22 protein-coding genes and 1 tRNA gene are annotated in these 26372 nt (G+C 52.9%); 14 read left to right on the top strand and 9 right to left on the bottom strand.

Going from position 1 to position 26372, the window contains the following annotated elements; translation table 11 throughout:
• Positions 1-477: 477 nt before the first annotated feature.
• The 4 genes from EPA93_RS32790 to EPA93_RS32780 form a co-directional block, all read right to left on the bottom strand.
• Positions 478-972, bottom strand: a complete 495-nt coding sequence (locus tag EPA93_RS32790) for a hypothetical protein (RefSeq protein WP_129891559.1) — start codon at positions 970-972, stop codon at positions 478-480.
• 199 nt (positions 973-1171) lie between these two features.
• Complete coding sequence (locus tag EPA93_RS50035) at positions 1172-1954, bottom strand: transposase (protein ID WP_242527187.1); 783 nt, start codon at positions 1952-1954, stop codon at positions 1172-1174.
• Entirely contained in the window at positions 1951-2589 is a 639-nt protein-coding gene (locus EPA93_RS50030; RefSeq protein ID WP_242527186.1) for a hypothetical protein, read from the bottom strand. Before EPA93_RS50030 ends, EPA93_RS50035 begins: the two co-directional genes overlap by 4 nt.
• 207 nt (positions 2590-2796) lie before the next feature.
• On the bottom strand, positions 2797-5076 hold the full coding sequence (locus EPA93_RS32780; RefSeq protein WP_129891558.1) for a glycoside hydrolase family 52 protein: 2280 nt from the start codon (positions 5074-5076) through the stop codon (positions 2797-2799).
• 268 nt (positions 5077-5344) lie between these two features.
• Here EPA93_RS32780 and EPA93_RS32775 point away from each other — a divergent pair, with 268 nt between their 5' ends.
• Positions 5345-5791: a hypothetical protein gene (locus EPA93_RS32775; RefSeq protein ID WP_129891557.1), complete on the top strand. Its 447-nt coding sequence runs from the start codon at positions 5345-5347 to the stop codon at positions 5789-5791.
• Between the two features lie 134 nt (positions 5792-5925).
• Here EPA93_RS32775 and EPA93_RS32770 read toward each other — a convergent pair whose 3' ends face one another.
• The 4 genes from EPA93_RS32770 to EPA93_RS32755 form a co-directional block, all read right to left on the bottom strand.
• Positions 5926-6489 carry a Uma2 family endonuclease gene (locus tag EPA93_RS32770; protein ID WP_129891556.1) on the bottom strand — a complete coding sequence of 188 codons (564 nt, stop codon included), beginning with the start codon at positions 6487-6489 and terminating at the stop codon, positions 5926-5928.
• Positions 6490-6525: 36 nt separating this feature from the next.
• On the bottom strand, positions 6526-7116 hold the full coding sequence (locus EPA93_RS32765) for a Uma2 family endonuclease (RefSeq protein WP_129891555.1): 591 nt from the start codon (positions 7114-7116) through the stop codon (positions 6526-6528).
• Positions 7117-7505: 389 nt separating this feature from the next.
• Positions 7506-7874, bottom strand: a complete 369-nt coding sequence (locus EPA93_RS32760; RefSeq protein WP_129891554.1) for a response regulator — start codon at positions 7872-7874, stop codon at positions 7506-7508.
• Complete coding sequence (locus tag EPA93_RS32755; protein WP_129891553.1) at positions 7840-10557, bottom strand: sensor histidine kinase; 2718 nt, start codon at positions 10555-10557, stop codon at positions 7840-7842. The genes EPA93_RS32760 and EPA93_RS32755 overlap by 35 nt, the downstream gene beginning before the upstream one ends.
• A gap of 598 nt (positions 10558-11155) precedes the next feature.
• Here EPA93_RS32755 and EPA93_RS32750 point away from each other — a divergent pair.
• The 11 genes from EPA93_RS32750 to EPA93_RS32700 all read left to right on the top strand — a co-directional run bounded on the left by EPA93_RS32750 (position 11156) and on the right by EPA93_RS32700 (position 22740).
• On the top strand, positions 11156-12550 hold the full coding sequence (locus tag EPA93_RS32750; protein WP_129891552.1) for a hypothetical protein: 1395 nt from the start codon (positions 11156-11158) through the stop codon (positions 12548-12550).
• 129 nt (positions 12551-12679) lie between these two features.
• Entirely contained in the window at positions 12680-13951 is a 1272-nt protein-coding gene (locus EPA93_RS32745; RefSeq protein ID WP_129891551.1) for a M16 family metallopeptidase, read from the top strand.
• A gap of 324 nt (positions 13952-14275) precedes the next feature.
• Complete coding sequence (locus tag EPA93_RS32740) at positions 14276-14608, top strand: helix-turn-helix transcriptional regulator (RefSeq protein ID WP_165423549.1); 333 nt, start codon at positions 14276-14278, stop codon at positions 14606-14608.
• Positions 14605-15435, top strand: coding sequence for a tetratricopeptide repeat protein (locus tag EPA93_RS32735; RefSeq protein ID WP_129891549.1), 831 nt, complete (start codon positions 14605-14607; stop codon positions 15433-15435). The genes EPA93_RS32740 and EPA93_RS32735 overlap by 4 nt, the downstream gene beginning before the upstream one ends.
• A 348-nt stretch (positions 15436-15783) precedes the next feature.
• Positions 15784-16821 (top strand): ROK family protein, encoded by a 1038-nt coding sequence (locus tag EPA93_RS32730; protein WP_165423548.1) that lies wholly within the window; start codon positions 15784-15786, stop codon positions 16819-16821.
• 8 nt (positions 16822-16829) lie between these two features.
• A complete protein-coding gene (locus EPA93_RS32725; protein WP_129891547.1) occupies positions 16830-17606 on the top strand; it encodes a TlyA family RNA methyltransferase in 777 nt (258 codons plus the stop codon).
• Positions 17607-17903: 297 nt separating this feature from the next.
• A complete protein-coding gene (locus EPA93_RS32720; protein ID WP_129891546.1) occupies positions 17904-19541 on the top strand; it encodes a benzoate-CoA ligase family protein in 1638 nt (545 codons plus the stop codon).
• A gap of 47 nt (positions 19542-19588) precedes the next feature.
• A complete protein-coding gene (locus tag EPA93_RS32715; protein ID WP_129891545.1) occupies positions 19589-20164 on the top strand; it encodes an NUDIX hydrolase in 576 nt (191 codons plus the stop codon).
• Between the two features lie 109 nt (positions 20165-20273).
• Positions 20274-21014, top strand: a complete 741-nt coding sequence (locus EPA93_RS32710; RefSeq protein WP_129891544.1) for a response regulator transcription factor — start codon at positions 20274-20276, stop codon at positions 21012-21014.
• A 1-nt stretch (position 21015) separates the two neighbouring features.
• Entirely contained in the window at positions 21016-22491 is a 1476-nt protein-coding gene (locus EPA93_RS32705) for a sensor histidine kinase (RefSeq protein WP_129891543.1), read from the top strand.
• A 174-nt stretch (positions 22492-22665) separates the two neighbouring features.
• Positions 22666-22740 (top strand) — tRNA-Lys (locus EPA93_RS32700).
• Between the two features lie 422 nt (positions 22741-23162).
• On the opposite strand, the gene EPA93_RS32695 is transcribed toward EPA93_RS32700, so the two are convergent.
• Positions 23163-24182: a hypothetical protein gene (locus EPA93_RS32695; RefSeq protein WP_129891542.1), complete on the bottom strand. Its 1020-nt coding sequence runs from the start codon at positions 24180-24182 to the stop codon at positions 23163-23165.
• Between the two features lie 113 nt (positions 24183-24295).
• Between EPA93_RS32695 and EPA93_RS32690 the strand changes: the two genes are divergently transcribed.
• Positions 24296-25714 carry a hypothetical protein gene (locus EPA93_RS32690; protein ID WP_129891541.1) on the top strand — a complete coding sequence of 473 codons (1419 nt, stop codon included), beginning with the start codon at positions 24296-24298 and terminating at the stop codon, positions 25712-25714.
• Between the two features lie 274 nt (positions 25715-25988).
• Positions 25989-26336 (top strand): ArsR/SmtB family transcription factor, encoded by a 348-nt coding sequence (locus tag EPA93_RS32685; RefSeq protein WP_165423547.1) that lies wholly within the window; start codon positions 25989-25991, stop codon positions 26334-26336.
• Positions 26337-26372 lie beyond the last annotated feature (36 nt).

Below are 26372 nucleotides of genomic sequence, written 5' to 3'. Positions count from 1 at the left end.
AAAGTTTTGAGGTAGACGCCCTTTCTCCTTTCTGCATTGAACCTAGAAAATAGGAACGTATGGTGGGAAATGCTTTTAGGGCAGTTTTGGAAAAACTCCCGTTCACTTGTTATGCGGTAACAGGCAGCTATGATGAATCTAAGAGGCTCCAGTTAACATACCTGTAACATTGTACGACACAACTACGCAATTTTAGGAACCTGTGGAACTATTGGGTGGTGCGACACGCATCTCGGGAGCTAACATGAATATACCATAAGTGCAAAGGGATGTCAACATGTCTTTTGCCTGCAATGCGTGTTATATAGTGCCTTAAGCTGCTCGATAGAGCCGTTTACTCATAGTGCAGAGATACCCCAACTTATCGCATCCTCAGGTATTTCCGGATGTTCGATGCAGGCCCCTATTTCTATTATACTTGTGCCTACAAAAAATATGGGGTGCCATAAATCGGGCTCCCTGCGCCTCCTTCGTCGCCTATCCTCTTTGCAGAACTTTTTGCTTCCTCTGAGCGGATCTAACGCTACAGATCATGGCATGCTGGGCATCATAGAATGGATACCAATACTTGTCTATCCAGGCATCGGTGCAGCGCAACTGCTCGCCTAGATTGCGGCGCTCAAGTTCCCGCTCTACGACTTTATTGGCATGAGGATGCTTGCAGGCACGTGGCAAGGGCGAGCCAAAGCCGTGAGCATAGTGCGTTAGCTCATGGGCAATGGTTGTCACCAGAACATATTCTGGGACCTGTCGAAGCTGTAACAGGGAATTAATCCCGATAAATGTGCTTTTCTGATCTAATGAGAGACGAATCAAGCCCAGACGGCTCTTCCAGGGATAACAGTAGTCAATATGTACATCGTTGACACGTGCGATATCAACGAAATAGTTCTGCCAGATCTGATCAAGATAGTACGCAAGATCGCGTACTGCGGAAGACAATAGAGCTGGGGCATCAGTTGCCAGTGGCATACCAGAACTCCTTAATGATTGCTAATACCACTGCGCTCCTCTCATCCCGCCTACCTGCGCGGCTAGCAGGCCTGCACATTCGCAGCCAGGCCAGGACGATTTGCGCTTGTGAGTCCAGTATACCAGGAAGCCTACAATGGCCAGGATGAATATAGTTGCAAAAAATATGGACAAATATTCCATGCCCACATTTTCTACTTTAACCTACGTCCGTTGAAGCCCGTGAGCTTGCCCACAAACCCAACTGGACGGGAGCTTGGACTACGACCAAGCTACATTTCTGCTTCCACTGCTCATGTCGTCTGAGGAGCAGTGCTTTGACTTCCTGCCGGTTCTGACAGGAGCGCAATTCCACATCACTGAGCCTGGATGCGATATTCTGAGAGGCGTTGATGTCGGCGTGTGCCGTGTGACTGCAAACTCGACAGCAAAACGTTTGCTGATTGGGTCTGTTTTTCCGGTCCACATAATGACACACATGACATTCTTGTGAGGAGTACGCGCTCTTCACTCGTGTTGCCTGCACACCGCGCTTGGTCGCATTCCAGGTGATTTGATCGGGAATATGCGCTAGATTGGACGCTCGCATATAAGCATTCATCGCGCATGCTTTGTGGCGCATGGACGCTACCGAAAGCTGTTCGTACGCAAGCTGACAGCCTTCGTGCTCCTTGAAACAGAGGTTGACCGCTCGGTTGATCGATTGTTTGACGTGGCGCATAAGCCGCTGCTCTGTCACACTGGTCGTTGAGGGAAGCTTTTCCTTTGGCGTGCCTTTCTTTTCCAGGCACGATCTCAGCTTAGCCTTCCTGCGTCGTTTTTCGCGGTCCCGCTTTTGTCGCTCGCGTAACTTCCCGTTGAAGGTGCCGTATTGTTTGCCATCGGATGTCGTGATGAAATTGGCGATGCCGACATCAATGCCGATGATAGACGCGCTTGGTTCGGTCTGAACGGCTACCGTCTCATCGTAGGAGAGGGTCAACCACCATAATTGTCCCGTTTGTTCAGTGTCACACTGCTGTTGATCGAGCGGCGCTTTTTCGTTTTGGGGTCAGTGAGGGCCTCTTTGTGATAGTCAGCAAGCTTGACTGGCACCAATAACTGTTTGCGAAATTCGAGAGTACTGACCTTGAGCCAGTAGTCAAACGTGCTGTCCTCGGACGCCTCAAGCTTGACGACATTGGCGTTAGCCTGGATGCAGAGCTGTTGCAAGATAGGAATGTTCCACTCGCGCCACTCAGGTTCTCTTGTTCCTTCTTCCAGGATTCCATCTGTCTGTTGTTCCTGGTACTCGGCAAGCGCGTCAAGGTAGTCTTGATAGGCGTTGGCACGATTGGACCGCCACGACTTGGCGATGCCTGCCGCCTGTTGAATTGCCACGCGATGCCACCGCTCCGAGATGGGAGTGGGAAAGCAGGGAGCACGAAAGCCGTCGGGCACCTCGTCGGTGCAAAAGAGGGTGACGTACTGCTGAGTCAGCTCAAGATACACCTCGGCAAGCGCATCCAGTGCGGTCAGCTTCCCTGAATTGGAAGCTTCCAGCCTGATATGCGTGACTGTCTTTGTGATGGTTTGCGGTTCACCCTTCTTGGCCCGCTTCTTTCGCTGCTTCCTCATCGCTTTCATGCTCCATGCATTGTTGCTTAACTAGCTGCACGCTCTTCTTGTGGTGTCTTCTGCTGCTCTGACTTAACGTTCAAATCCTGGACAATCTTCTCAGTTTTGCGCTTCGCCCGACGTTGCCCGTAGAGTCTCGCGCAAAAGCTGTACAAAATACTTTCATTCTGGCGCGCTACATTTCCCCTGGCTTCTACTATGGCTTATTTAGTAGCGCCTATCCAGGAAAGCCCAGCTTATGATGCCACGAGGATAGACATGACCGTCCCAATCCTTTCCATCCTCGCGCATACCATCAGCAAAGTTGCCAGGATTGTTGATGTTGCGATCGTAAGCAGCCTTGACGACCTCTGGATGCTTACAGGCAGTACAGCCGTAGCGCGTATAGATAAAGTCGGCAACAAAGCCTGAAAGCATCACTTTGCTAAACCAGGTATAGGGCGTGCAATAGCCGTAGCGGCAATCGGGACCCGTTGCGGCCTTGGAGGCCAGGGCAATCATCGCATCCTTATCCAGCCGCGAGTCCTGCAGATCCTCGGGATATTGTCTGGCCAGGGCATTCAACAACGGCTGGCTCATATAGCGATCCTGACCAATGAGGTGCAGATAGAACAGACCATCCCCTAGCGCAATGCTGCGCGCCGAGCAATTGTTAGAGGCACTGTTATCGGCAAGCGGAATAAAGCCATTGCTGTTATACCTGGCGAGCATGGCAGCCTCGATAGTCGCGGCAGCAGTACGCCACGCGCTGGCCTTTGTGTCGTTTGTGAGCAGGCTGTCAAGATAGGCAGTAGCGCGATAGCCTGCAGCTTCCTTCAGCCCCTGGTAGTAGAGGTCTCTGGCTCCCGGTACCGCGTTATGGAGACAATCGTTGGCCGCGTCATAAGTCGTGGTGGTATCATGCTCGGCAATGCCAGTAATCGGGCTGCCTACCCGTACGTTATGCTCCATGGCCGCATCAAGTACGGCGATATGCCGCTGTACAAAAGTCATATCACCTGTCACTGAGATATAGTAAGCCATGAGCAGGGCAACATTATCGTTTTCTTCTGTCGGCATCGGCACGCCCGTCATAACATAGGGAGGCGTATAGCAGGTAGAGCGAAATGTGGGTATGCCCGCGCCGGGAACTGTACAATTGCCATGCTTGTCAACGTTGCCGCCCTGATCATGCTGAAAGTAGGTGCCATAGGTGTTGCTGGTAGCATTCTGGAAGACCATCGACATGGCGGCCTTAAAGAACCAGGGCACGCGATTGATCTCAAAGTAGCCATACTCATGCATGACATCGATTGTGCTTAAGAAGCCATAGGTGCCTTCGTACACTGCCGCATCCAGGCCGCCGCCCGCACAAGCCTTACGCGCGGTCAGCCAGCTAGCTGCCTTATAGCTGCGCAAGGTGTCGCCGATAAGCCAGCGCTGCTCCGGCGTCAGCACGCTATTGTTCAACAGATAGTTCTCCATAGATTGCGCACGCGCTAACAGATTATCGCCACGCGTAAGATTATCCATGGCAAAACCTATGACATCATTCTGCCCTGACCAGAGCCGAGCAGAGTAGAGGCTCTCGTCCTGGCAGCCAGCCGGCAATTTTGTATTTACCAGAACGCGCTGATTAGCATTCCAGGCCCCCAACAAGAGATAGACAGTTTGTGTCTGCGCAGCCGCTACCTGATACTTCCAGCTTAACCCGCTGCGCGCCTGATTATTTTGCTGGCACTGCCAACTTGCCTGTGTCCCGGCCAGGAAGAGATTACCATCAGTAGAATCATTATTTGTATCATAGGAAAAGGTAGTCATACTGGTTCCGGCCGGCGTTCGGTACTGCGAACAAGCTTCGTTATTGATAAAATTACTATTGCTGCCAAAGAAATAGTTGCCAGTCTGCGCCTGATCGCTGAGATTCTGCACACTGAGTCCCACGATAAAGACTGGCACGATATCGTCCTTCACATCATTCATGCATAGGGCTACATCAGTGCAGCCGGGTTCACCTCGAAATGTATCGATGATATCGGCAAAGATACGCAGCTTTCCATTCAACGCCTCACCGATCCAGCGTGTGGTGTCTAAGCCCTGAATCCAGCGCTCATTGCTCAGATAGGTATCGCCCTGCCCACTATCGAGAGGGCCAAGATGAAAGAGGAAGTTTGTGTGTTGCCCCGCTGGCGTAACCCCTACGCTATAGCCAGCCGCGCTATCGTGAAAGGTTCCGCTGGTTCCACTACTGACAGCCGGAACGCCTGGCGAGATCGTAAAGTTGAAGCGCGAGCCAAATTTCGCGTTGACGTTGAAGAACGAGCTATTTGCGCGTACCGTCTGGACAGGTAGGCGGCTATCAAGCACTATATCGCCTGGCTGGGCTGGCTGAGGTGCCGCTCTGGCTACTGGCACATCACTAAAGCTATAGGACATCGACAAAAGGAGCAGGGCAAACGCCAGCATACATAAGGCCCGGCGCGCGAACTGGGAGCTGAGACTAAGCACGACTCTACCTCTTCATAGCCTGATTTACGTTGACTATAACGAACAATATTAGCCAGGCGGCCTGTAAAAAGGACTTTTGGATGCTTGGATATACCTCTACTACTCTTAAGGATTCTGCCTGCAGCCTTAAATCAGACTTTGCGCGGCTTAGAGTCTTCTTAAGGCTGCTATTGTAGGCCCAAAAAAGGGCAAATGACCCATGTTTTTTTGTCTGACTTCCACTATGCTTACCCGTGTAGAGAATAGATAAGTAAAGGAGGTACAGGCAATGAACAGCGCATTATGCATATCCACTGCTATCGAGTTAAATTCTTACGACACATATACTGATGCGCCAGCTATTCGTCAGAGGATGGTTAGCACAGATGTACAAGATACTTTTGCAACTGCGCCAATGCTGGCCGTTGTGCCTACTCAGCCGCTCCCCGATGAAGAGACGCTCCATAGCTCCTTTGAGGAGGCGCTTAGTGGACGCTTAGCGGGTATGCAAGAGCGCCTGAGCCATCTCAGCAATCCACAGATGCACATGGCGCACCGCAGCAAGACTCTGACCGCACGGCAGCCTCAACCGAGGGTGGCAGCAGTAGACGAGTCAGAAAGCATGCAGCTTCCTGTCGGCCCCTGGCAGAGGCGCGTTATCTTGAGCAGCCTGATCGCTATGTTCAGCCTGTTAGGTACTGACATCAGCCTGCTGTTGCTCCATCTGCATGGGTAGAGAATGTGCTTCGCCTGTATTTCCATACCATTCTCTACCACATCAGCGCTGTTTCACAGCCTGTCCTTCTTTACGATCTGCTCAAACAAACAGCGCCCATTTCCTGAGCAGCCTTACTCTCTACGCCAGGCAAATTATTCCAGATGCACCTTTAGATAGATATCCTTCATGGAAAGCTTCACTTTGATACTGCTTAGCTCTATACTATCCCCCACATCTTCATAAAAGGCGACATCCCAGCGGTGTGAGCCTGTGCGCTTATAATGTTCGACATACCTTTTGCGCGATTCAACAAGCAAAATTTCCTGGATCGTCGGACATTTCTGATAGGCTGGCAGTTTTTCCAGCTTATCTATTTTCTCTGTGAAAGCATAAAGTACTTCGACGACGACGCCCGGAGCATCCAGGGCATCTTTACTTCTCCAGGCCTGGGGATCACACGATACAGTTACGTCGGGACAATAGCAGTGTTTCTCGGTCAACTGAGCAATTACGTTTGAGCTATAAATATGGCATTCGCTCTCGCGCAGGGCTGCGTGCAGGGTTGCGCCAATATTCATGCTGATCTCGCTATGCGCAACGGTACCACGCGACATCTTACGAATATACCCATCTACGTACTCATACTTATGGTCAGGAAATGCTTCGACGAGCTTCCAGTACTCATCAAGCGTATACCTGGATTCGTTCTCATGCATTGAATCATCCCTCCTATCATCCCCGAAAACATAGACTTATCTTTGCGGTTGATCCTCTTCCAGTTCTAAATAGGCCTTGCCATAGATCTCGCGCAGGGCTAGCCTTACCTCGATGCTACTCAGTTCCAGCACATCATCCCAACTCTCGTATGTAGAAAGCTCCCATTTATTCACACCGAGACGATGATAGTGCTCAACATAGTATCTGCGCGAATCCACAAGCAGAATTTCCTGGATTGTAGGATAGCGTTTGTAGGCCTCAAGTTTCTCGCCCCTGTCTACTCTCTCGGTGGCTGGGGAGAGCACTTCGACGACGACGCTTGGCGCTTCCAGGGCTTTGCTGCGCGTCCAATCGTAGGGATCGCAGGAGACTGAGGCATCTGGATAATAGCAGCGCTGCTCGGCCAGCTGCACGGCAACATCCGAGTTATAGACATGGCATTCGCTCTCACGTAGTCCAATATAAAGCAAGGACACAATATTTGCACCGATCTCGCCATGAGCAATCGAGCCACCGGTCATAAACCGAATACGCCCGTCCACATACTCATATTTGTGCGTGGGATCAAGTTTAGCGATGTTCCAGTACTCCTCTAACGTGTAGCTGGTATATTCCTGCTCGTACATTTCAGTCTCTCTCCTCTACTCAAGCAACAACTATGCAACCTCTACCATTGCTGGGCGCAGCGGCGTAGAGTTACAATAGCATATTCCCTGCACAAAAACAAGCTTTTTACCCAATATCAAGCTCAACTTTTAAATACTCGTTATACAAGATAAATAACAAATTAAAGGCTAAAAAGATAGGCTTCGCCTAGGGAAGATCGGGAGCGAAAGGAAGCGGGCAAGAGCTAAAAAAGATAGAGAGAGCATCTAGCCTTGACGAATAAAATGTAGCCAGATATGGTCTTACCATTCGTAGAAGACAAGCAGTCAGTGAGGAGAATAATAGAAAATGAGGCGTGGAGCATATTTTCCCACACCTCATTTGTTCGGGGCTGTGTCGTTAGAAGCGCTTATTCCATGTAAGGTTGAATGATTTGCAAAACGTTATCGACCGAAAAGGGCTTGGGCATCGTTGCCTCTACATTAAGCGTTGCCGCCTGCGCCAGATTATCCATCGCCGACATCACCACAATGACATGGCGTTTGCGCACTTCTGGCTCGGCATCCAGTTGCAAGCAGACCTCACGACCATCCATCACGGGCATCATGAGATCGAGAAAGACCAGATAACGTTTCCCTTGACGCATCTTTTCCAGCGCCTCACGCCCATTACGCGCTACGCGGATCGGATATCCCTCTAGATCAAAGATATCCACCATCATATCGCGGATAATAGGATCGTCATCAACCACCAAGATTTCGCGTGATTCTGTACTCACCTGTATCTTGCTCCCCTAATTCAACTGGCGGGTCTATACGCGGTAGATAAAAACTGAAGGTCGAGCCTTCATTGGGAATACTTTGCTCTAACCAGAGCCTTCCGCTCATCGCCTCTATATAGCGACGGCAGATAAACAAGCCAAGCCCTGCCCCCCGCACCGGCGTCGTCAACGAGCGCGGAGCCCTGACAAACTTATCAAAGATTCTTTGCTGGTCATCAGGAAGGATTCCTTCTCCCTGATCCTGTACACGTATCACGACGACAGATTGCTCCGGCTGCTCCAACAAGAGCGTATGATCAACCTGGTCCGCTGACAGCTGTTCCGAGATCTCAGCAAGCGTCATGACACTAGCCGAGAGGCGAATCCGGCTAGCGGGTGGTGAATACTTAGCGGCATTTTCGAGCAGATTTGTCATCACCTGACGGAAGTGGAGCGCGTCACCATTCACCCAAAGATAAGGATCGGCATCTATATCAAGTACCTGCTCCTTACTGAGGGTAAGCATATTGGCGGCAATTTCGGCAGCCGCGCGCACCTGGACCGGCCCCATCTGCAGTGCCAGCTTCTTATCAACCGCCCCCATCTTGGCAGCTTCGGTCATATTCGCCACAAGATCTGTCAGCTGCTGAGCCGCGCTAGAAATTTTCGAGGCGAAGCGCAAGACCTGCTGAGCCGAAATACGCGAGCTCTGGCGCTGCAGCAAGCTGGCATAGCCACTTATCGCACTAAGAGGCGTGCGCAACTCATGCGAAGCGGTTACCAGAAACTCATCTTTGAGTTTATCCATATGCTGCAGTTCGGCATACGCCTCTTCCTTCTGCTCAAAAAGCTGAGCATTGCGCACGGCGCTGGTTGCCTGAGCACAGATCGCCTGGAGGATACCCACCTCATTGGGTTTGAAAAAGCGGCCCTCTTCCATAATTGGGACAGCCAGCATGCCCACCAGTTCGGATTGATACGACATAGGGATCATCAAAATCTGACGTATCTGCATCTCGCGCAGAAAGATAATGCCTCCCTCGTCGCACTTCTGGGCCAGTTCCTCCATCTCGGATTCCTCAAGATAAAAGAAGACCTCATTTACCATCTCCTCAAGGAAAGTTCCCTTGAAGGGGATAGTTATTCTATTGATCAGGGTATCGTGCTCGGCCTGGTTACGTGGTGGAGTTACCGGCGGTAGCCCGCTGCCATCGTCTACCTGGCTCACGCTGCTAAAACCATAAATAGCCTGCGCGACAAGCGTATCGCTACTGGGAGATACGCGCAGAAATACGCATATTTCCACATTCACCAGTTCAGCGACTGAGTGCACAAAACTATTGAGCAGCTCTGATAAGTTCAGCACCGAACTGATAGAAAGCAGAGCGCTATTAATCGCGGCAAGCTGGCCCTCGCGCTGCTTGCCTTTCTGCAGCAATTGGCGATCGCGCTCATAGAGCTTGGCGTTCTCAATGCTCACAGTCACGATCTGTACCATAGTCTCCAGCACAAGTATCTCTTCATCATGATAGGCATGCGAATGCTTACTGGTGATGCTGAGGGAACCAATGACCCGGTTAAACATCTTCATGGGCAGAAAGAGAAAGGATTCGGCCTTGCGCTGATCGCCCCACATACCGCTGAGCAGCTCACGAAATGCGTTAGCCTTCTGCACATCCTGAGCTGGCGAGAAGTGCAGCATACACTTCTCCTCCTGGGTCACCTGCCACCAGACGGGGCGCTCTTCCTTCTGTAATATTGCTGCCTGCTCAGCCAGGCTGTCTATGCGCACACCATTACAGATGGCAAAGACATCATAGATCCGCTCTGTGTCCCGGTCGTAAAGCGTAAGCAGCATAGAAGAGACATCGACCACCTGAGAGGTAAATTGGTACATATTCTCGATAAGGTCGGAGAGCTTTACTGAAGTAGGAAAGGCCGTGCTGATCGCCTGAAGGCGCTGTAAATATTCGCGAGCCCTGTGTTGGGAGCGCTGCAAGCTGTCGTTTTGCAAATAAAGGGCCACGCGCTCTACATAGGTCATGGCCTCGGCGCGCTGCCTGGGATGAAACGACGAACCAAGCCCCCCAGCTACGCGGTAGAGCACGATCACCGCTATGACAGGAGGTTTCTGCTTTTGACCGCGCGGGCTCTCAACGAGGGTCGCCTCCTGGACAGGAACCACAAGATAGGAGGAAGGCACAACATCCATATTGAAAGGAAGCGGATTCCCAGCCCGATCTGAGGCTACATATTCGTCGTGGCTCATCACAAACGCATCATTTCTAAGCCACGCGTGGCCAATCAGGTCCACTCCCCTTGTATAAACACTGCCAACGGCAAGAAAAGGGCACTGCTGCGCAGTCAACTCTTCTACCTCTTCATCCTGACCGGCAGACGCTGCATGGCGCAGGCGTTCAGGAGACGCGGAAGAGAGCGCATTATTCATTAACTGTACGGCCATACGCCGCCGGGATGGCCGCATATGACCAGGTTCCAGGTTGGCAATCGAGGATTGGGCATTGCGCATGCGCAGATGAAGCCGAATTCTCATCTGTCCGATGCTTTCATCGGGTAAGGCCAGACATGCTCCCTGAGCTGCAAAGCGGGCCATCATTTGTTTCAAAAGGATTTTAAGCAATGACGACGGATATCCTTCATCGTTATGCTGCTCTAAACTTCCCCAGGTAGAGGTAGACATATTTCAATCCCTTCCTCGGGCTTCTGACCAGCACGGTCGAAGCATGACACACACAACTGATGGGCCTAAATGTTTCAATTTCTGGTCCAATCCCTCCTTTGGGCCTCCCCGCCCCTCTCCCTGTCATGCTTGGGAAATACAGGAAATTTGACTTCCCTTAGATGAAACGCCGGGTAACTTGACAATATTGTGCGTGTAGTATAGCACCTCAAAATCGAAAAAACTAGAGCTTGCGGCTAACACCGCTTGATGAGCTGTTTTGCGGCAACAGCAGAAAAAATTTCTCTTCTCTGTTTGGGTCATTTTTCAGTTAGAAGATGTACACGCATGGGGAGATAAAGGGCGCAGCTACACTCAACATCTCTTTTCTCGGCCGCAAATACAGAGAGCCCCTGATCCCCGCTATCTCTCCTCACCTTATCTATGATACTATACACGCCAAAAGAGCCTGCTGAGTTCGCCCCAGACCCGGGCCATGCTCTATTCCCGTAGAGCTATGTCCTGAAAACATATCATATAATATTACTGTTGCTAGAAACAAATAGATCTATGTTGCAACAGTACGAAACAGATAGATTCTCAATAAGAAGTTAATTGTATGCATAATACTAACCCTTCTCATCGCAACGATGATTTTACAGAAGATGAAATAGAAATCAGTGATCTCACGGCAAAAAAACCTGAGAAAGAGCACCCATCGTCGCCAATTCAGCACTTTTCGCTCAAGCCTCGCTACTCGTTACGGCAAAGACGCAAGCAGCTGCTTATTACGAGTGGCATTATCATACTGACCCTGATAGGGCTGCTGAGCAGCCTGGCACCTGTACGCAACCTTGTCTTATCGGGTCTGGGCCTGACTACGCCAGAAGCCAGGCGGCTTACCGGCGATGATCTGTTCTATTTTCAGGCGCTACCTTCCTGGGGCACCTTCAAGCTTGATGGAAAGCCGCTTACACGCAATCCAATTGCCAGCACACAGCCACCACTCAGGCTGCCCAGGGGCCAGCATACGCTTGAGTGGAGCGCAAAGCCCTTTAAGGCGACTATCAGCTGCCAGCTCTCGGTTCCACCGCTAAGCAATACTAACAGTCAGCAGGCCTGTATTACGCATGCGCTGGGAGCCAACGATTTCGCCGAGAACGCTTTCTCGGTCTCATTTCCTGTCACGCCTTCGTTGACGATGCTACCTCCCGAGCAGCAGCAAGCCTTGATAGGCAGCATTCAACAGCTGTTCGATATACAAAAATCCAGCACAATTCTCGAACCTGGCGAGCTGTATACTTATAACCGCGCTACCATGCCTGCCCAGACTGCCGATCAGCCCATGAATGCCCATCTGCGCTTTCTGCTAGATACCGATACAACGAAGCCTGCCCAGTGTAACGGACTTAATTTCGGCTCTGGCTGCTCTATCGCGGGACATGATTGCCGACAGTTCTGTACCTTAAATTGGCCTGATGCCTCGACGCAGCCCACAACCTATGGCTGGCATATCGCGGCGATTATGCGCCCAACCTGGACCTTCGATCCAATTGGCGCCAAAGCAGACACCCGGCAACAGAGCGCCAGCAACACGCAAGGAGAACAGCATTTTGTCGCCCTGCATATCACCTTGAAGCAGAACAAATGGCAAGTAGCTTTCCATCCCCAAGGGGCCAGTTCATTTGACGATCCTAACTGCGTGCCTACTATTGGCAGCATTATGGCCAGGTCCTCATATCGCTATGTGGGCAAAACACAGCAGCCAATTACCTGGGCGTTTCTTTCCGCGGCCAATCGTTCTATCGGCTGCCTGGCCGCAGCGCAACTACCAAACGATACAGCGCAAGCATCTCCGCTGCGCGAGCCCACGGCCTATGTTATTCAGCGCTTCGGCGTCTTGCTGGCCGTGAACAGCGCAGCCCATCAACTCTGGCCAGATCTTCCGGTCGCCAACAAGGCGGCCCAGGACGCGGCCCAGGAAATTATCACCCATACAGTTTTTATATCCTGATGAAGCCTGCACAGACAGATTTGACAACATCCATCTGGCAGGTCTATCATGCAACTATTACAAAGTTACTATGCCTGTCATAAATAAGCGAGCAGGCCACCCAGGCCTTATGCACTGGAGGAAAACCACATGTCACAAACCACAGCTAATGGTACTGTGTTTCATACCCATCGTCTAAAGAATGGTCTACAAATCGTCGGCCAGCCCATGCCTGATTTTGAGTCAGTTGCGGTCTCTTACTTTGTGCATACAGGCTCACGCGATGAGCCAGACCCCAGCATTGCCGGCGTCTCTCACTTCCTGGAGCATATGGTCTTTAAGGGCACCAGGACTCTTAACTGGCAAGATATCACGCTCGAATTCAACAAGATCGGCGCCGAGCTTAACGCCTTTACCTCGCATGAAGCAACTGTCTTCTATGCTCGTGTGGTTGGAGAGTACCTGGACCGCGCTCTCGCCTTGCTTAGCGATATGATGTATCCTCGGCTCGATGAGAAAGATTTCGAGATGGAGAAAGAGGTCATCATCAATGAGATTGCGCGCTCCGAGGATCAGCCCTACAACCTGACGTATCGGCGCATGATGCAAACATATTTTGGCAATCATCCTTTAGGCCACGACGTGCTGGGCTCACGCGAGAGCATTCGTAATATGCGTATTGAGCAGATGCGCGAGTACTGGCAGAGGCGCTATGCGGCCAATAATATGATTCTGGCCGTAGCCGGCAACTTTGACTGGGAGCATATCGTGGACTTGGCCGAACAGCATAGCGCCAACTGGCGCACCGGTGATGCAGGCCGCGACGTGACTCACTACGAGCCCGCCAGCTCTATCAATAAGATCATGATCGATAAGAAACTGAAGCAGCAGATTATGATCCTGGCCATGCCTACCGTAGATGTGAAAGATCCTGATTATTACGCAGCGATTCTGGGCAGCAGCATCCTTGGCGATAGCGATGGTTCCCGCCTCTACTGGAACATCTATCAGCGTGGCCTGGCCGAATCGGCAAGTAGCGGCGTCTGGGCCATGGAGGGCACCGGCCTCTTACTCATTGAAGCCAACTCGACGCCCGAAGAAGCCCCACGCGTGCTTAAACTCCTGCGCGCCGAACTCAATAGCTTGCTAGAGGACGGCGTACACGAGGACGAATTGCGCCGCGCTAAAGATAAGTGGATCAGCTCGCTCGTGCTCAGCAGCGAGTCGACTTTCTCCCGCATGCGCTCTCTGGCCAGCGATTGGGCCATCGAAGGGCGCCTGGTCAGCGTTGAGGAAGAGGTTGAGCGCGTCGAGAAGGTCACCGCCGAAGACGTGATGCGCGCGCTTAAACGCTTCCCCATTCGTGAAAAACAGGTACTCACGACCCTGGGGCCACTTACTGAGCAGGAGCTCTTAGCCTGAACCTTAGAAGCAATCTCGCGTTCTATCAAGGTTGGCGTGAGGTGTGAAACAAGCGGAGATGCAAGAGGCGGGCGCTCCTTGACTGGGGCCGCATCGCGCTCAAGCGAATTGAGCCTCTGCGCTCTTCTCTGCTTGCCGCCGCGGGCGGCCCACTTGTCAATCTCTGCTTGACAGACGACTAGATAGCTGAATAGAAAGGCAAACCCACGCGCAGCAGTGCCAGCATTGCCACGTGGGTTTTTAATGCTTTTTGTACTTGACGTCTATGCAAAAAGGGCCTATAACTCGGATAAATTTCATGTCTCTGCGCGAGGTTTTTTTATTATGAAAAAACAAGATGATAGTATGTTAAAATCTGCCCGACTCAAGAAAAGCTGGACTCCTGAATACGTTAGTGGCAGGGTAGGGGTAAGCCTGAGCACGTATATGCGCTGGGAAGCCGGTTTACAGACTCCACGCAGCTCTTCTCTTAACGCACTTTGCCAGATCTTTGAGATGTCTCCTGAAGAGCTGGGCTTCACCACACCTTTTCCCCAGAGCACAAAGCCTCCTCCACCTCCGCTCCCAGCTCCCAAAGTATTGATTCTACTCCACCTACCGCTGAGGCCCTGGCCCTCTGGTCTATGGGAATTGCTTCATGCTGGCAGCTCTATATGACGGGCGGGCAGGCAGAGCTAGAGCGCCTGCTCCCTCCCTATCTCAACAACCTGACCAGGCCAACGCTCTATCCCGGCCCGGACCAAAGGGTTGCCGCCGGCCTTACGGCGCAAGTCTACCAGCTCACGGCGCTCCTTGAATTGCAGCGGGGCGACTTTGTGGCCGCGCAGATGAACGGGACGCAGGCCCTTGTCTATAGCCAGCTTTCCAAAGACTGGAATATTTATATTGCCTCCCAGCTACGCCTTGCCTCTATTTTTACAGCCCGTAAGCGCGTTGGCTCAGCCTTAAGCGCTTATAACGATGCTCTCTGGCGCGTTAATGCGAGCAACGATGGCATCTCGCCCATCCTGCATAGCTGGATCTTTGCCGGCCTTGGCGAGATTCAGGCGACGATGGGCAGGGAAAAAGAGGCCTTACAATTTATGCAATTGGCGCTGGCAGTTTTCCCCGATAATCCAGAGGACGATCCTTGCTTTTCTTACGCGCAGTGCGATCGATCGATGCTCTTTGCCTACGAAGGTCTTATTTTCTTACGCCTGGGTAAGCCTAAATTTGCCTGGGACGCCTTCGCTCAGATTGACGAGTTAAAGCCAACTCCTCCCGAACGCGTGCGCGCCGATTTCCTCTATCATAAGGCCTATACCTCGCTGGTGCTTGGCAACATGATCCAGACCTGTATTTATCTCGAAGCCGCAGCCAGGGCCGCCCAGGAAATCCATAGCGACCTTGCCTTTAGCGAGGTCTACACCCTCTATCAACATATGCTGGCCCTATGGGGGGATGAGGCACGCGTGCGTCTGCTTGCGCGGCTCTTTCAGAAGTGAAACTCTATTTCTTTGCCCCGAAAAGATTCGGGCCATAGCGTGAGATGTCGAAGAGTGGTGAAAGCGGGTCCCGTTTCTCCAGTTCCAGACGTAGAAAAAAAGAACCCTGCAAAGCCCTGAAGGCAAGGATGGCCTCTCTTGTCCCATGCTTTCAAATGGAGTATTATCTAAGGCAGTACCCTGCTTGCAGCATTCTACAAAACTGATCACCAGAAGGCTTGAGCAACGGCGCTCAATCAGCCGCTCCGTAGGGGCCGCGGAAGCAGGAAGATCCAAATTCTTCGACTGACTTTGCATTAAGGAAAAGAAGATTATATCTGGAGCGCCAACGCCATGCAGGAGAAAAGAGTGTCAATTCACAATCCATCAACCGATACCGAAAATCACCTACCCTTAGTCGTGGGAGTCGATCTGGGCGGGACCCAGATGCGCACCGCTGTCTTGCGCGGCGCAACTCTGCTTTCTCGCGTAAGCTCTCTCACAGGAGAGCAATCAAGTCCAGATCTTGTAATCCCTCGCCTCTTTCAAGCTGTAGAGCAGGCGTTGGAAGAAGCTAAAGTCAGCCTTGAGCAGATAGCGGGGATTGGTATTTGCGCACCCGGACCACTTAATTACCGCACGGGCGTTATCTGCGCCCCGCCTAACTTGCCAGAATGGGACCAGGTTCCCATGCGCGACATTTTTAGCGAGCGCTTCCAGGTCCCCATATTTGTCGAAAACGATGCCAACGCTGCCGGGTTGGGTGAATATATGTTTGGCGCGGGTCGGGGAACGCGCCATATGGTCTACCTTACCATCAGCACAGGCATCGGCGGCGGTATAATCACCGATGGCCAGATCCTTGAGGGCACCTTTGGGACAGCCGGCGAACTTGGCCACATGACTATCAACTGGCGTGGCGAGCGCTGCAACTGCGGCAACATCGGCTGCCTGGAATCCATCACCTCCGGCACGGCCATCGCCCGGCACGCCAATGCTGCAATTGCTGACGGCCAGGGAGACGAGCTGCTGGCCTTCGCACGAGCCCAGGGACAGGCTGCGCCTGATCAGTCCTCTACAACGCTGCGCGTCACCGCGCGTACGGTGGCCGAGGCCGCCGAGGCGGGTATTCCCCTGGCCTGCGCTATTATCGATGAAGCGGCAGAAGCCCTGGGCATCGGGCTTGTCAACATTTTGCATATTTTCAATCCCGAGATCGTGATCCTGGGCGGCGGCGTGGCCCAGATGGGCGCGCGTCTGTTGGACCCGGCCAAACGCCTGGTTGAGGAGCGCACAATGCGCGTTCCCCGCGAGGCAGCGCGTATTGTGCTGGCCGAGCTTGGCCCCAATGTTGGGCTGGTGGGTGCCGGGGCGCTGATTTACCACTATCAGAATATAGAGAAATAGGCAGGCTTATGGGAGCAAACAAAGAGCGGCTGGATGTAGCCCTGGTAAGGCGTGAACTGGCCCCAAGTCGCGAGCGTGCGCGCGCACTTATCATGGCTGGACAGGTCTATGTGGGAGATCGCAAGATCGACAAGCCCGGCACCCTGGTGCCGCTCGATGCCGAGTGCCGTATTGCCACAGCTCCGCCCGAACTCAAATATGTCAGTCGCGGCGGCCTCAAGCTGGAAAAGGCACTTGATAGCTTTCAGCTTGACCCCGGCGGTCGCGTAGCGATCGATGTAGGCGCCTCTACTGGCGGCTTCACACAATGCCTGTTAGAGCGCGGCGCCAAACGCGTCTACGCCGTCGACGTCGGTTACGGGCAACTAGCCTGGACCCTGCGCAATGATCCGCGCGTCGTCGTCATGGAACGGACCAACATTCGCCATCTCCAGGAGCTTCCAGAGCAGAGCGAGCCCGTGAGCTGTGCTGTCATCGACGTCTCATTCATCTCGCTGCGCCTGGTCCTGCCCGCGCTAGCCAACCTGCTCGAACCTTCCGCGCAAAGCTGGATTGTCGCACTCGTCAAACCACAATTTGAGGCAGGTAAGGCCGAGGCGGATCGCGGAGGCGGCGTGATCAGCGATCCCGAGGTACATAAGCGTGTTCTTGACGAGCTGCAGGAATGGATACCAGAGCATACCCCATTCCATGTACAGCACACGACAACATCACCGATCCGAGGCCGCGAAGGGAATCGCGAGTTCCTTTTTTGCTTGCGATTTCAGACGCCTCAAGAAGCATAGCGAGGGCTGATTGTTTTGCTCTATTGGAGCTACAGAATACAAGGGTCTTGCGAGACCGCCAAAGAGGTGGCAGATCCTCACCGCTGGAGCACGAGGAACGTTTTCTGCCAAAGCACCTCTTTTTCAGCGCGGCAAGCGGGCACGGCGCCCGGCCCTGAGAAAGGAGGATGAGCGGGCCAGATTGACCAGGGCAGTACCGGATAGCAATAACTTTCGTCGTATTTTCAAGTACAATTAAATAGGTACCGTAGCGGTACCTCTTCGCCAGGCGCACCCACAAGAAATGAGGTGTAAGATATGCTCTACGGACAGCCAGACAGCAACACAAATATTCCTCAAGTTAGCGTACCCGATCAGTTCAACGCGGCCACCGCCTTTCTTGACAGCAACATCACGGAAGGACGAGGGGCCAAAACAGCCATCTACTATCAAGGACAGGCCTTTAGCTATGCGCAAATCGCCGAACTCGCGAATCGCATTGGCAATGGTTTGCTGGATCTCGGTCTGGATATGGAACAGCGCGTGGCCTTGATCTTGCTTGATTCACCCCAGTTTGCCGCCGCCTTCTTTGGGGCTATCAAAATCGGCGCCGTTCCCATTCCGATCAATACAGTCTTGCGCCCCGACGATTATGTCTACATGCTTAACGATAGCCGAGCGCGCATCCTCCTGATCCATGCCAGCTTGTGGCAAAACATCAAGCAGATTCGCCCGCAACTCTCCTATCTGCGCCATGTCATCGTAATCAATGACACCGGCATAAGCGCTTCACCCGATACTCGCGACTTCGAGCAATGGATCGGTCAGGCCTCGGCCGCCCTGGAACCCGTGGCAACCAGCAAGGACGATAGCGCCTTCTGGCTCTACAGCTCGGGAAGCACAGGCTTCCCAAAGGGGTGTATACATCTGCAGCACGATATGGTCTACACCACCGAATACTACGCCAAACCCATTCTAGGCCTTAACGAGAACGATATCACCTTCTCGGCGGCCAAGCTCTACTTCGCCTACGGACTTGGCAATAATCTCTACTTTCCCTTTGGTGTAGGAGCCAGCGCGGTTCATTATCCCGGACGCCCGCTGGCTGAAGATATGTTCAAAACGATTGAGCAGAATCGGGCCACAATCTTTTTCGGCGTTCCAACCCTCTACGCCGCTATGCTCGCCCTCCCTGACGCGGCCAAACGCTTCGATTGCTCCTCATTGCGCATATGCGTCTCGGCCGGCGAAGCGCTTCCCGCCGACATTCTGCAGCGCTGGGAAGACGCCTTTCAGGTACCCATCCTCGATGGCATCGGCTCGACCGAGATCCTGCACATTTTCATTAGCAATCGCCTTGGCGAGATCAAACCGGGCAGCACCGGCAAGCTTGTCCCCGGCTACGCGGCTCTAATCACCGACGAACAGAATATCCCTGTGCAGCAGGGAGATATTGGCAATCTGCTCATCAGTGGCGATAGCATCGCTGCCTCCTACTGGAACAAGCATGAAAAGACTAAGGCTACCATTAGCGGCCCCTGGATTCACACCGGCGACAAATATTATCAGGACGATGAGGGCTACTACTGGTATTGTGGTCGTACAGATGATATGCTCAAGGTAGGGGGTCAGTGGGTCTCTCCTATCGAAGTTGAAAACACGCTGATAGGGCACCCAGCCGTGCTGGAGTCGGCTGTGGTTGGCGTGCTTGATAACGAAAATCTGGTCAAGACAAAGGCCTTCGTCGTACTCAGACCGGGCTATAGCGCTTCAGATGCGCTCGCGGAGGAGCTAAAGGACTTTGTAAAAAGCCGGATCGCGCCATTTAAATATCCACGTCAGATTGAATTTAGGGCCGAGCTGCCCAAGACGGCCACGGGCAAAATTCAGCGCTTCCTCCTGCGAGGAACCGGCCGTACCGAGCCACTGGACCCCAAACAGCTGGAAGAGGCGTAATTGCTGGCTTCTTCCTGCTAAAACATTTCAGTCAGTAAGGAACCAACATGAGTAGAGAAAAGCGTCCCTGGCAGACACTTTCAGCCCATCGCGTCTTCGATACACCCTATCTCAAGGTTCGTCGTGAGGAAGTTCTCTTGCCCAATGGAACCGTTATACCCGATTACTACATCATTGAGAATCGCGGCTGGGTTGGCATTGTGCCTCTGACCGCCGATGGCAGCTTTGTTCTCAACAAGCAATATAAACACGGTATTGGTCAGGAAGTGCTAGAATTTCCGGCTGGCCTCATCGAAGAACACGAGGACGATCCCTTGCTGACCGCCCAGCGCGAGCTTATGGAAGAGACTGGCTATAGCTGCGCACCTGAGCAGATCGAATTGCTTTCCCATATGCTGGCCAATCCCACTGGAGCTGTCACGCGTATCTGGTGGTACCTGGCCCGCGATGTGCGCAAGACTGGCGAGCAAAAACTAGATCCAGCCGAATTTATCGATAACTTTCTGGTTACGCCCGCTGAATTGCTAAATTTGATCCATAGTGGAGCATTCGCCGTCCAGGGTCAGATAGCCGCAGCTTATCTTGCGCTGGAACGCCTGGGAATTTTGCGCACAACGCTATAAACGTAGTAAAATAGTAGAGAAACTGTTCCCTGCTGGAGACCACAGTTTCTCTACAAAAATTTTACAAATTTTAGATAGATTCTTGACAGCCAACTTGTAGAATGAGCTCATGAAGATACTTGTCATTGAGGACGAAGCAAATATCACCCAGATTATCCGCCTCTACCTGGAGCAAGCGGCGTTTACCGTGTACAGCGCAGAAGATGGCATTGCCGGGCTAGAATTGCATGCACGCGAGCAGCCCGACCTGATCATTCTCGATCTCATGCTCCCTGGCCTCGATGGTATGGAAGTCTGTCGCCGCATTCGCGCCTGGGCCAACACGCCGATTCTTATGTTGACCGCACGTCAGGGAGAGGAAGATCGCATCGCCGGCCTGGAGCTAGGGGCAGACGATTATCTGGTTAAGCCCTTTAGTCCGCGTGAGCTGGTCAGCCGGGTCAAGGCCATCCTGCGCAGGAGTGGCACAAACAATGGTGGAAATCAGGAAACGGCTAGCGAGAAAAGCAAGAGCGAACAGCTTCAATTCGGCGGCCTGACCATTAACATTCCGAGCCGACGCGTGAGCGTCAACAGCCAGCCCATCGCCCTGACCGTCAAAGAGTTCGATTTGCTCGTCACCTTAGCCTCATCCCCTGATCGCGTCTTCACACGCGAAGCGCTGCTGGATCAAGTCTGGGGCTATACCTTTCTGGGGGACGGACGCACAGTCGACGTGCATATTGGCACACTGCGTAAAAAATTAGAAGCGCATCCCGACGTGCCACATCATATTCAAACCGTCTGGGGTGTGGGATATAAGTTTGTGCCCATTCCTTCAACTACCACCACCCGCTCTCCAGGAGAGTAAGATGAAAGCATTAGCCAGGCTCCCCGGCTTCAATCTGAGGGCAAAGCTTATTCTGAGCTATCTCGCAGTTGCCCTTGGAGCCATACTTATTCTCACCATGGCCATCGGCATTGCCGCCAAGAATTTTATTGCCGTCAAACAACTCACCATCCTCCACCAGCACGCCGAATTCTGGGCCCAGCACGTCGTCTACAATTATCAGAGCTCGGGTGGAAAATGGAACGCCATGCCTCCTCCCGGCGACCCCGTGCTGCTCGCCATCATCGACGCTAGCGGACATTTCTCCTGCACGCAACCGGGCTACATATCTTCCCAGAATTGCAGCAGTCCAGAGCTCAAAGATGCCCTAAACAAAGCCGCAGGTGGTAAGACCACGAACGGCACAATGCCGGTTACTATCAAGAATCAGACCTTCTCCACAGCCTATATCAGCACGCCGCTTGAATGGAACGATCACATCATCGGAGCGCTCTTCCTGGCCGAACCGCAGAGCGGCCTTGACGATCTGCTTGTGACCCAGGTCAACGAGGCAATCCTGTTTACCGGCCTGATTGTAGCAATTGTTGTCACGGCCTTAAGCCTACTTCTGGCTCACCATTTCACCCGACCGCTCAAGTCATTGATCGAAGCGACCGAACAGATGAAGCAAGGTCAATACACGCAACGCGTTACGCCGCTGCGCTCACAAGACGAGTTGGGGCGGCTGGCTCTGGCCTTTAACGAGATGGCCGCAACCATAGAGGCAGACGTCGAAGAATTGCATCGCCAGGAACAGCAGCGCCGCGAATTGCTCGCCAATATAGCGCATGACCTTGCCACGCCGCTAACCGCCATCCAAGGCTTTAGCGAAGCTCTGGCCGATGATATTATTACCGATCCCACAGCACGCCTGGAAACGGCTCAGCGGATCGGGCGCGAGGTGCAGCGCCTGCGTCGCCTTGTCGCCGATCTACAGCAAATGACCTCCTTCGAATCCGGTCGCGCGCCTCTTGATCGCGCGCCCCTGGATATGCAATCCCTGGTTGATGAGACTCTCACCGTGGTAGAGCCGGAATGCGCACAAATGGGCATCTCCGTGCATAACGAGATCCCGGCCGCCACTCCCGCCGTGCTGGCCGACAGCGACCGGATTGCCCAGGTCTTGCTCAACCTGCTGGATAACGCGCGTCGGCATACACCTTATGGGGGACGGATCAGCGTTGGCGCCCGGCGCGAAGGGGATTCCCTGCATATCTGGGTCAGCGATACCGGCTCAGGTATTCCCAGCGCAGACCTGCCGCATATCTTCGAGCGCTTCTATCGTGCCGATCGCTCGCGCAGCGGAGCAACCGGAGGTAGTGGTCTGGGCCTCTCTATAGTAAAAGCCATAATTACAGCCCATGGAGGCAAGGTCTGGGCCGAGAGCCAGCCAGGAGACGGCACATACATCACCTTCACCCTGCCACTGGTCAGCGTACCCACAGTGACCAGCCAGTAGCCAGAACCCGTGCCAAGAGTTATACCCGAACCTTTGTGGCGGAAACGGCAATTGGTTCGCAGGAGCTATATAACGGGTGCGCGTATATCGAAGAAATGCAAAGAAATTTTTGAAAAACCCCGCTAACTGCTTGACGATAATGGCGGAGTATGATATTATCATCTCACCGCAGACGGGTGACTAGCTCAATGGCAGAGCAAGCGACTCTTAATCGCTAGGTTCAGGGTTCAAGTCCCTGGTCACCCACCAGCAAGAAATCTCTCTCCCACATGGGAGAGATTTTTTTATGCGCTTTTTATAGACCATTATTTCCCCTATGCTATATACTCGGCTACATGCAAGGTAGTTTTCTCCCTAACTCCTGCACAGCAACCAACACCGCCGGTCCACGGGGCACAGCAATGCAGCCCAGGCGCCCAGGGGTTGTCATCCTGAAGGATGTCAGGCGGGCCGCATTGTCGCCATCGCCCTGTCTTGTGGGCTACAGCAGAAGCGATGGCGGCAGAACCGGTTTACATAAATCGGGAATCCTGCTGAAGTGTCCAAGTAATTTCACACATTGCACATCAGCTACCCATAAGCGCAGGCAAGGACTATTGATATCTGCCTGCAGCGCGTGAGCAGACCGCGAACCAATTTATTATGCCGCTCAGGTTAGCATATCGCGGTTTTCACCACGTCTGATGCGCCTTTCCATCTTGCTCCTCGGGATTTGCATAGGAACAGCCATCAGGGCCAATGATAATAGCAGGCATCCTATCACGCCAGGAGGATGGCAAGGTTCGCAGGGCGAGCCAAACGACCAGCACCAGCGCCTGGTCATCTGGAGAGAGAGCCCGAAAGTATTCCTGCAGATCTATCTCCCAGAGGGGATAGTCATCAGGAAACTGATCGCGCAATTGTCTGGCCGTACCTTGTCGCATCAACCAGGTAAGTAACTCGTCACGTGCCTGGAGTACCTCAAAAGCTGTCACATGTTCAAGCAATTCTTCCCAGGCAAGTTCTTGCGACCAGCGAAAGAACCAGCGCAGCCGTGGAAGAAGAAACCCGAGTAGATAATATTCGAGCGCCTTTCTCTTGGAGGTAAAGCGTTTCTCCAGCCCCAGGCCACGAGCGAGGATGCGCATATCAAGCTGCCACTCGTATTCATCATCCGAGACAGCCCGCTCGCTGCCGTCTTCAGTCGTTAAGTCAAGCAGGCGAGAAAGAAATGTGGAGAAATGCTTTCGTCCAACTCGCTTGCGAATGCGCCGCAATGGCTGCCAGCGCAGAGGTCCCTGGGCATAGCATTCGATCCAGTCCAGCGTCTGCTCAGCATCAGCCTGGGAGGCAGCCTGTTTAAAGCCTGCGAGCCACTGCCACCAGAGGGTAAGGCGCACAGCCGCCCGCTGTAACTGTATGCGAATTAACTTGCCTTCCACGCGATAGCCGGCCAGCCAGACTCGCCAGGCCAGGTGAGCGAGGCGACGCTCGCATGTACGCAACGAGCAGAGCAGCAGCAATTGCTCACCAGTCCCAGGCGGATAGAGTGAGCAGGTCCCCCTGCCCCCTTTGAGCGGGTGCTGTTGCGGACGCGGTAACAACCCGGCGCGGTGCCAGCGAGCAAGCTGATATACACTGATGGGATATCCATGCTGCCGTGCCAGCGCCAACAGCTCCTCGCTTTTCTCAGCGAGTACATCGGTATCCATACATACAGTATACAAGGATTTTCTGCCGGAATCAGCCTGACGCGAACGCCTATGAGAAGTGCAGAGAGACGTATATTATACTAAGCGCAAACAAAGCAAGAAGGAGAGTACTTATGCACTTGCTTCATTCGCACAATCCCTGGCACTATCAGCAAGGATCTGACCCAACCATAGATTTCTGTCTCTGGGTATTGCAGGTTGATGGCTTGCGTGTGCCGCCTTTCGATCTGCATCCCGATGGTGATAGCTCATTACGTGCGCTTGGACTGACCGCAAATGCCTGGCAGAGCTGGTTTCTGCGCGTACTTAATCCGACGCAACGCGAGCAGGATGAGCAACAGCTCCAGCAAATGCAATTGACCGAGTACCTCAAGATCACTGGAGAACCGGATCTGGAACATCTCAAACGGCGGCACCAAGCAGAGCAACTCAAGATCGCGACTACTCCCCCTCTACCTCCGCCTCCTGAGTTTTACCATTATCAGGCTTCCTGGATGGGAAGCCATGCCATTAAAAACAGGCTCATTGAGCTGGAAAAGCAATTTAGGCAATCGGCTAGCCAGCGCGAACGACAGATAAAAGAAGTGACGCGGGTGCTGAGCCGGGAGGAACGCAAAGCAACACAGCGGCTCTACGATGAGCTAAAACCCTATCATCGCCAGATACCTGCCCTCAGCATCTACTTCGTCATCTATGCATCCCCTCTTGATTATCTCATACCCCCGGCAACCCTGCTCATAACGGTTCAGGAAGGCCAACCAGGGTTTCAGGAGTTCCGTGAGCGCGTCCTGACCGCAGCAGCAGAACTCGCCACAGGCAAAAACCAACACAGGCGATCCTCTGCCTATAGGAGGATAGAAACAAGCACCGGGCAGGTCACCGCGTATTGTAGACATACGCGCCAGACTGTCCCGCCGCCGCTGAAGAAGCCTGAAATACCTCAACTCAACGATCCACTCAGGCAGATGATCGTCGAGGAACTGGCGAATGAGCCTCCATTGGACGTGCTTGTGGATCTCGCCTCGATCCGCTTTTTGCGGGAGAAGCAGCGACCTGGTTGGAAGCTCTATGAGGTCACATTTCGAGAAACCGAAACTGAGGGAGAGCGATATCGAATGATCGTCATTTTCCAACAAAACGCTGATGGCTCCTGGCGCTCCCATGGCGGTGGAACTACCCTGGACACACAGGATCAATGGGCGAAGAGCTTTGCACCAGTGCATGATCATCCGCTGATTTTTCTTGGGACTCAGGGACTATACGTAGGTGATCAGCAATACCTGCACATCGCCCATGGCAACCTCATTGATAATGGCTTTCATGTAGAGCGCGTTCGTCTGATCAATGAAGCTGGACAGGCCCTTGAGGACACGGTAGAAGAGGGCTATGTATTCTTCGCTTGTAAGCCCGAGGAGCGAGTGCAATTGCCTATGCAGGCAGAGCTCTACGACCGGCAAGGCCAATTGGTGTGGCAACAAAAGATCCCCGAGCAGGGATTACCCCCCTGGATAAAGGTGAGATACAAGCACTAGCACGCCACAAGCTGGTTGGTAAACAGATGTCCTGGCGACAACAGCCCTCTGCTTGAGAAGCTCACGAGGTAAGTCCTTAATAAAAAATTCCCTACCCCTTGACAGAATTATCTGAATTGCCTAAAATATAAATAGGTGTTTATAAAACAAAAATTTATGTATGCATATACATATGCAAGTTCAGCTTAGAGCCAGCCTTCTGGCTGCTCTGAGAGGTAAAGAGAGCCCGGGCTCTCCTCTAGAAGCGTTTAAAGGCGATACGAGCTTTTTCCATATGAATGAATGGCGTGAACTGAAACATATGACCAAAGCACTGGCAGACGTAGCCCGTCTGACCATTGTCTATCATCTTGCGCGCCAGGAGAGCGAAGTAACGGTCACCGCGCTTACCGATTTACTGAGGATCAGCCAGCCCCTTGTCTCATGGCACTTGCGCAAACTGCGGCGCGCAGGCTTAATCGAGACACGCCGAGCTGGACGCCAGGTCTATTGCTCTCTCAACCTACAGCGTTTCCATGAATGTGTGCAGCATCTGGAAATGCTTGTCGATCCAGCCGTTAGCCTGGAGACGCCCCCGGTTGGAACTGCGCTCATGGAACCGGATACAGTCGTTGAGGACTAAGCTGGTTTCGTGCGCCCATAAAGGCGGCTATTTCTT

The organism is Ktedonosporobacter rubrisoli, from assembly GCF_004208415.1.
Classification (GTDB): Bacteria; Chloroflexota; Ktedonobacteria; order Ktedonobacterales; family Ktedonobacteraceae; genus Ktedonosporobacter; species Ktedonosporobacter rubrisoli.
Note: the sequence above shows the minus strand (reverse complement) of the source record. Positions and strands in the feature narration are given on the sequence as shown.

What these genes read in the sequence shown, in the direction of transcription:
- EPA93_RS32750 (WP_129891552.1), top strand. Translation starts at nt 11,156, where the DNA reads ATGCATAATACTAACCCTTCTCATCGCAACGATGATTTTACAGAAGAT.
- EPA93_RS32705 (WP_129891543.1), top strand. Translation starts at nt 21,016, where the DNA reads ATGAAAGCATTAGCCAGGCTCCCCGGCTTCAATCTGAGGGCAAAGCTT.
- EPA93_RS32755 (WP_129891553.1), bottom strand. Translation starts at nt 10,557, where the DNA reads ATGTCTACCTCTACCTGGGGAAGTTTAGAGCAGCATAACGATGAAGGA.
- EPA93_RS32695 (WP_129891542.1), bottom strand. Translation starts at nt 24,182, where the DNA reads ATGGATACCGATGTACTCGCTGAGAAAAGCGAGGAGCTGTTGGCGCTG.
- EPA93_RS32725 (WP_129891547.1), top strand. Translation starts at nt 16,830, where the DNA reads ATGGGAGCAAACAAAGAGCGGCTGGATGTAGCCCTGGTAAGGCGTGAA.
- EPA93_RS32790 (WP_129891559.1), bottom strand. Translation starts at nt 972, where the DNA reads ATGCCACTGGCAACTGATGCCCCAGCTCTATTGTCTTCCGCAGTACGC.
- EPA93_RS32745 (WP_129891551.1), top strand. Translation starts at nt 12,680, where the DNA reads ATGTCACAAACCACAGCTAATGGTACTGTGTTTCATACCCATCGTCTA.
- EPA93_RS32775 (WP_129891557.1), top strand. Translation starts at nt 5,345, where the DNA reads ATGAACAGCGCATTATGCATATCCACTGCTATCGAGTTAAATTCTTAC.
- EPA93_RS32690 (WP_129891541.1), top strand. Translation starts at nt 24,296, where the DNA reads ATGCACTTGCTTCATTCGCACAATCCCTGGCACTATCAGCAAGGATCT.
- EPA93_RS32740 (WP_165423549.1), top strand. Translation starts at nt 14,276, where the DNA reads ATGAAAAAACAAGATGATAGTATGTTAAAATCTGCCCGACTCAAGAAA.
- EPA93_RS32720 (WP_129891546.1), top strand. Translation starts at nt 17,904, where the DNA reads ATGCTCTACGGACAGCCAGACAGCAACACAAATATTCCTCAAGTTAGC.
- EPA93_RS50030 (WP_242527186.1), bottom strand. Translation starts at nt 2,589, where the DNA reads ATGAGGAAGCAGCGAAAGAAGCGGGCCAAGAAGGGTGAACCGCAAACC.
- EPA93_RS32770 (WP_129891556.1), bottom strand. Translation starts at nt 6,489, where the DNA reads ATGCATGAGAACGAATCCAGGTATACGCTTGATGAGTACTGGAAGCTC.
- EPA93_RS32765 (WP_129891555.1), bottom strand. Translation starts at nt 7,116, where the DNA reads ATGTACGAGCAGGAATATACCAGCTACACGTTAGAGGAGTACTGGAAC.
- EPA93_RS32685 (WP_165423547.1), top strand. Translation starts at nt 25,989, where the DNA reads ATGAATGAATGGCGTGAACTGAAACATATGACCAAAGCACTGGCAGAC.
- EPA93_RS32735 (WP_129891549.1), top strand. Translation starts at nt 14,605, where the DNA reads ATGACGGGCGGGCAGGCAGAGCTAGAGCGCCTGCTCCCTCCCTATCTC.
- EPA93_RS32715 (WP_129891545.1), top strand. Translation starts at nt 19,589, where the DNA reads ATGAGTAGAGAAAAGCGTCCCTGGCAGACACTTTCAGCCCATCGCGTC.
- EPA93_RS32710 (WP_129891544.1), top strand. Translation starts at nt 20,274, where the DNA reads ATGAAGATACTTGTCATTGAGGACGAAGCAAATATCACCCAGATTATC.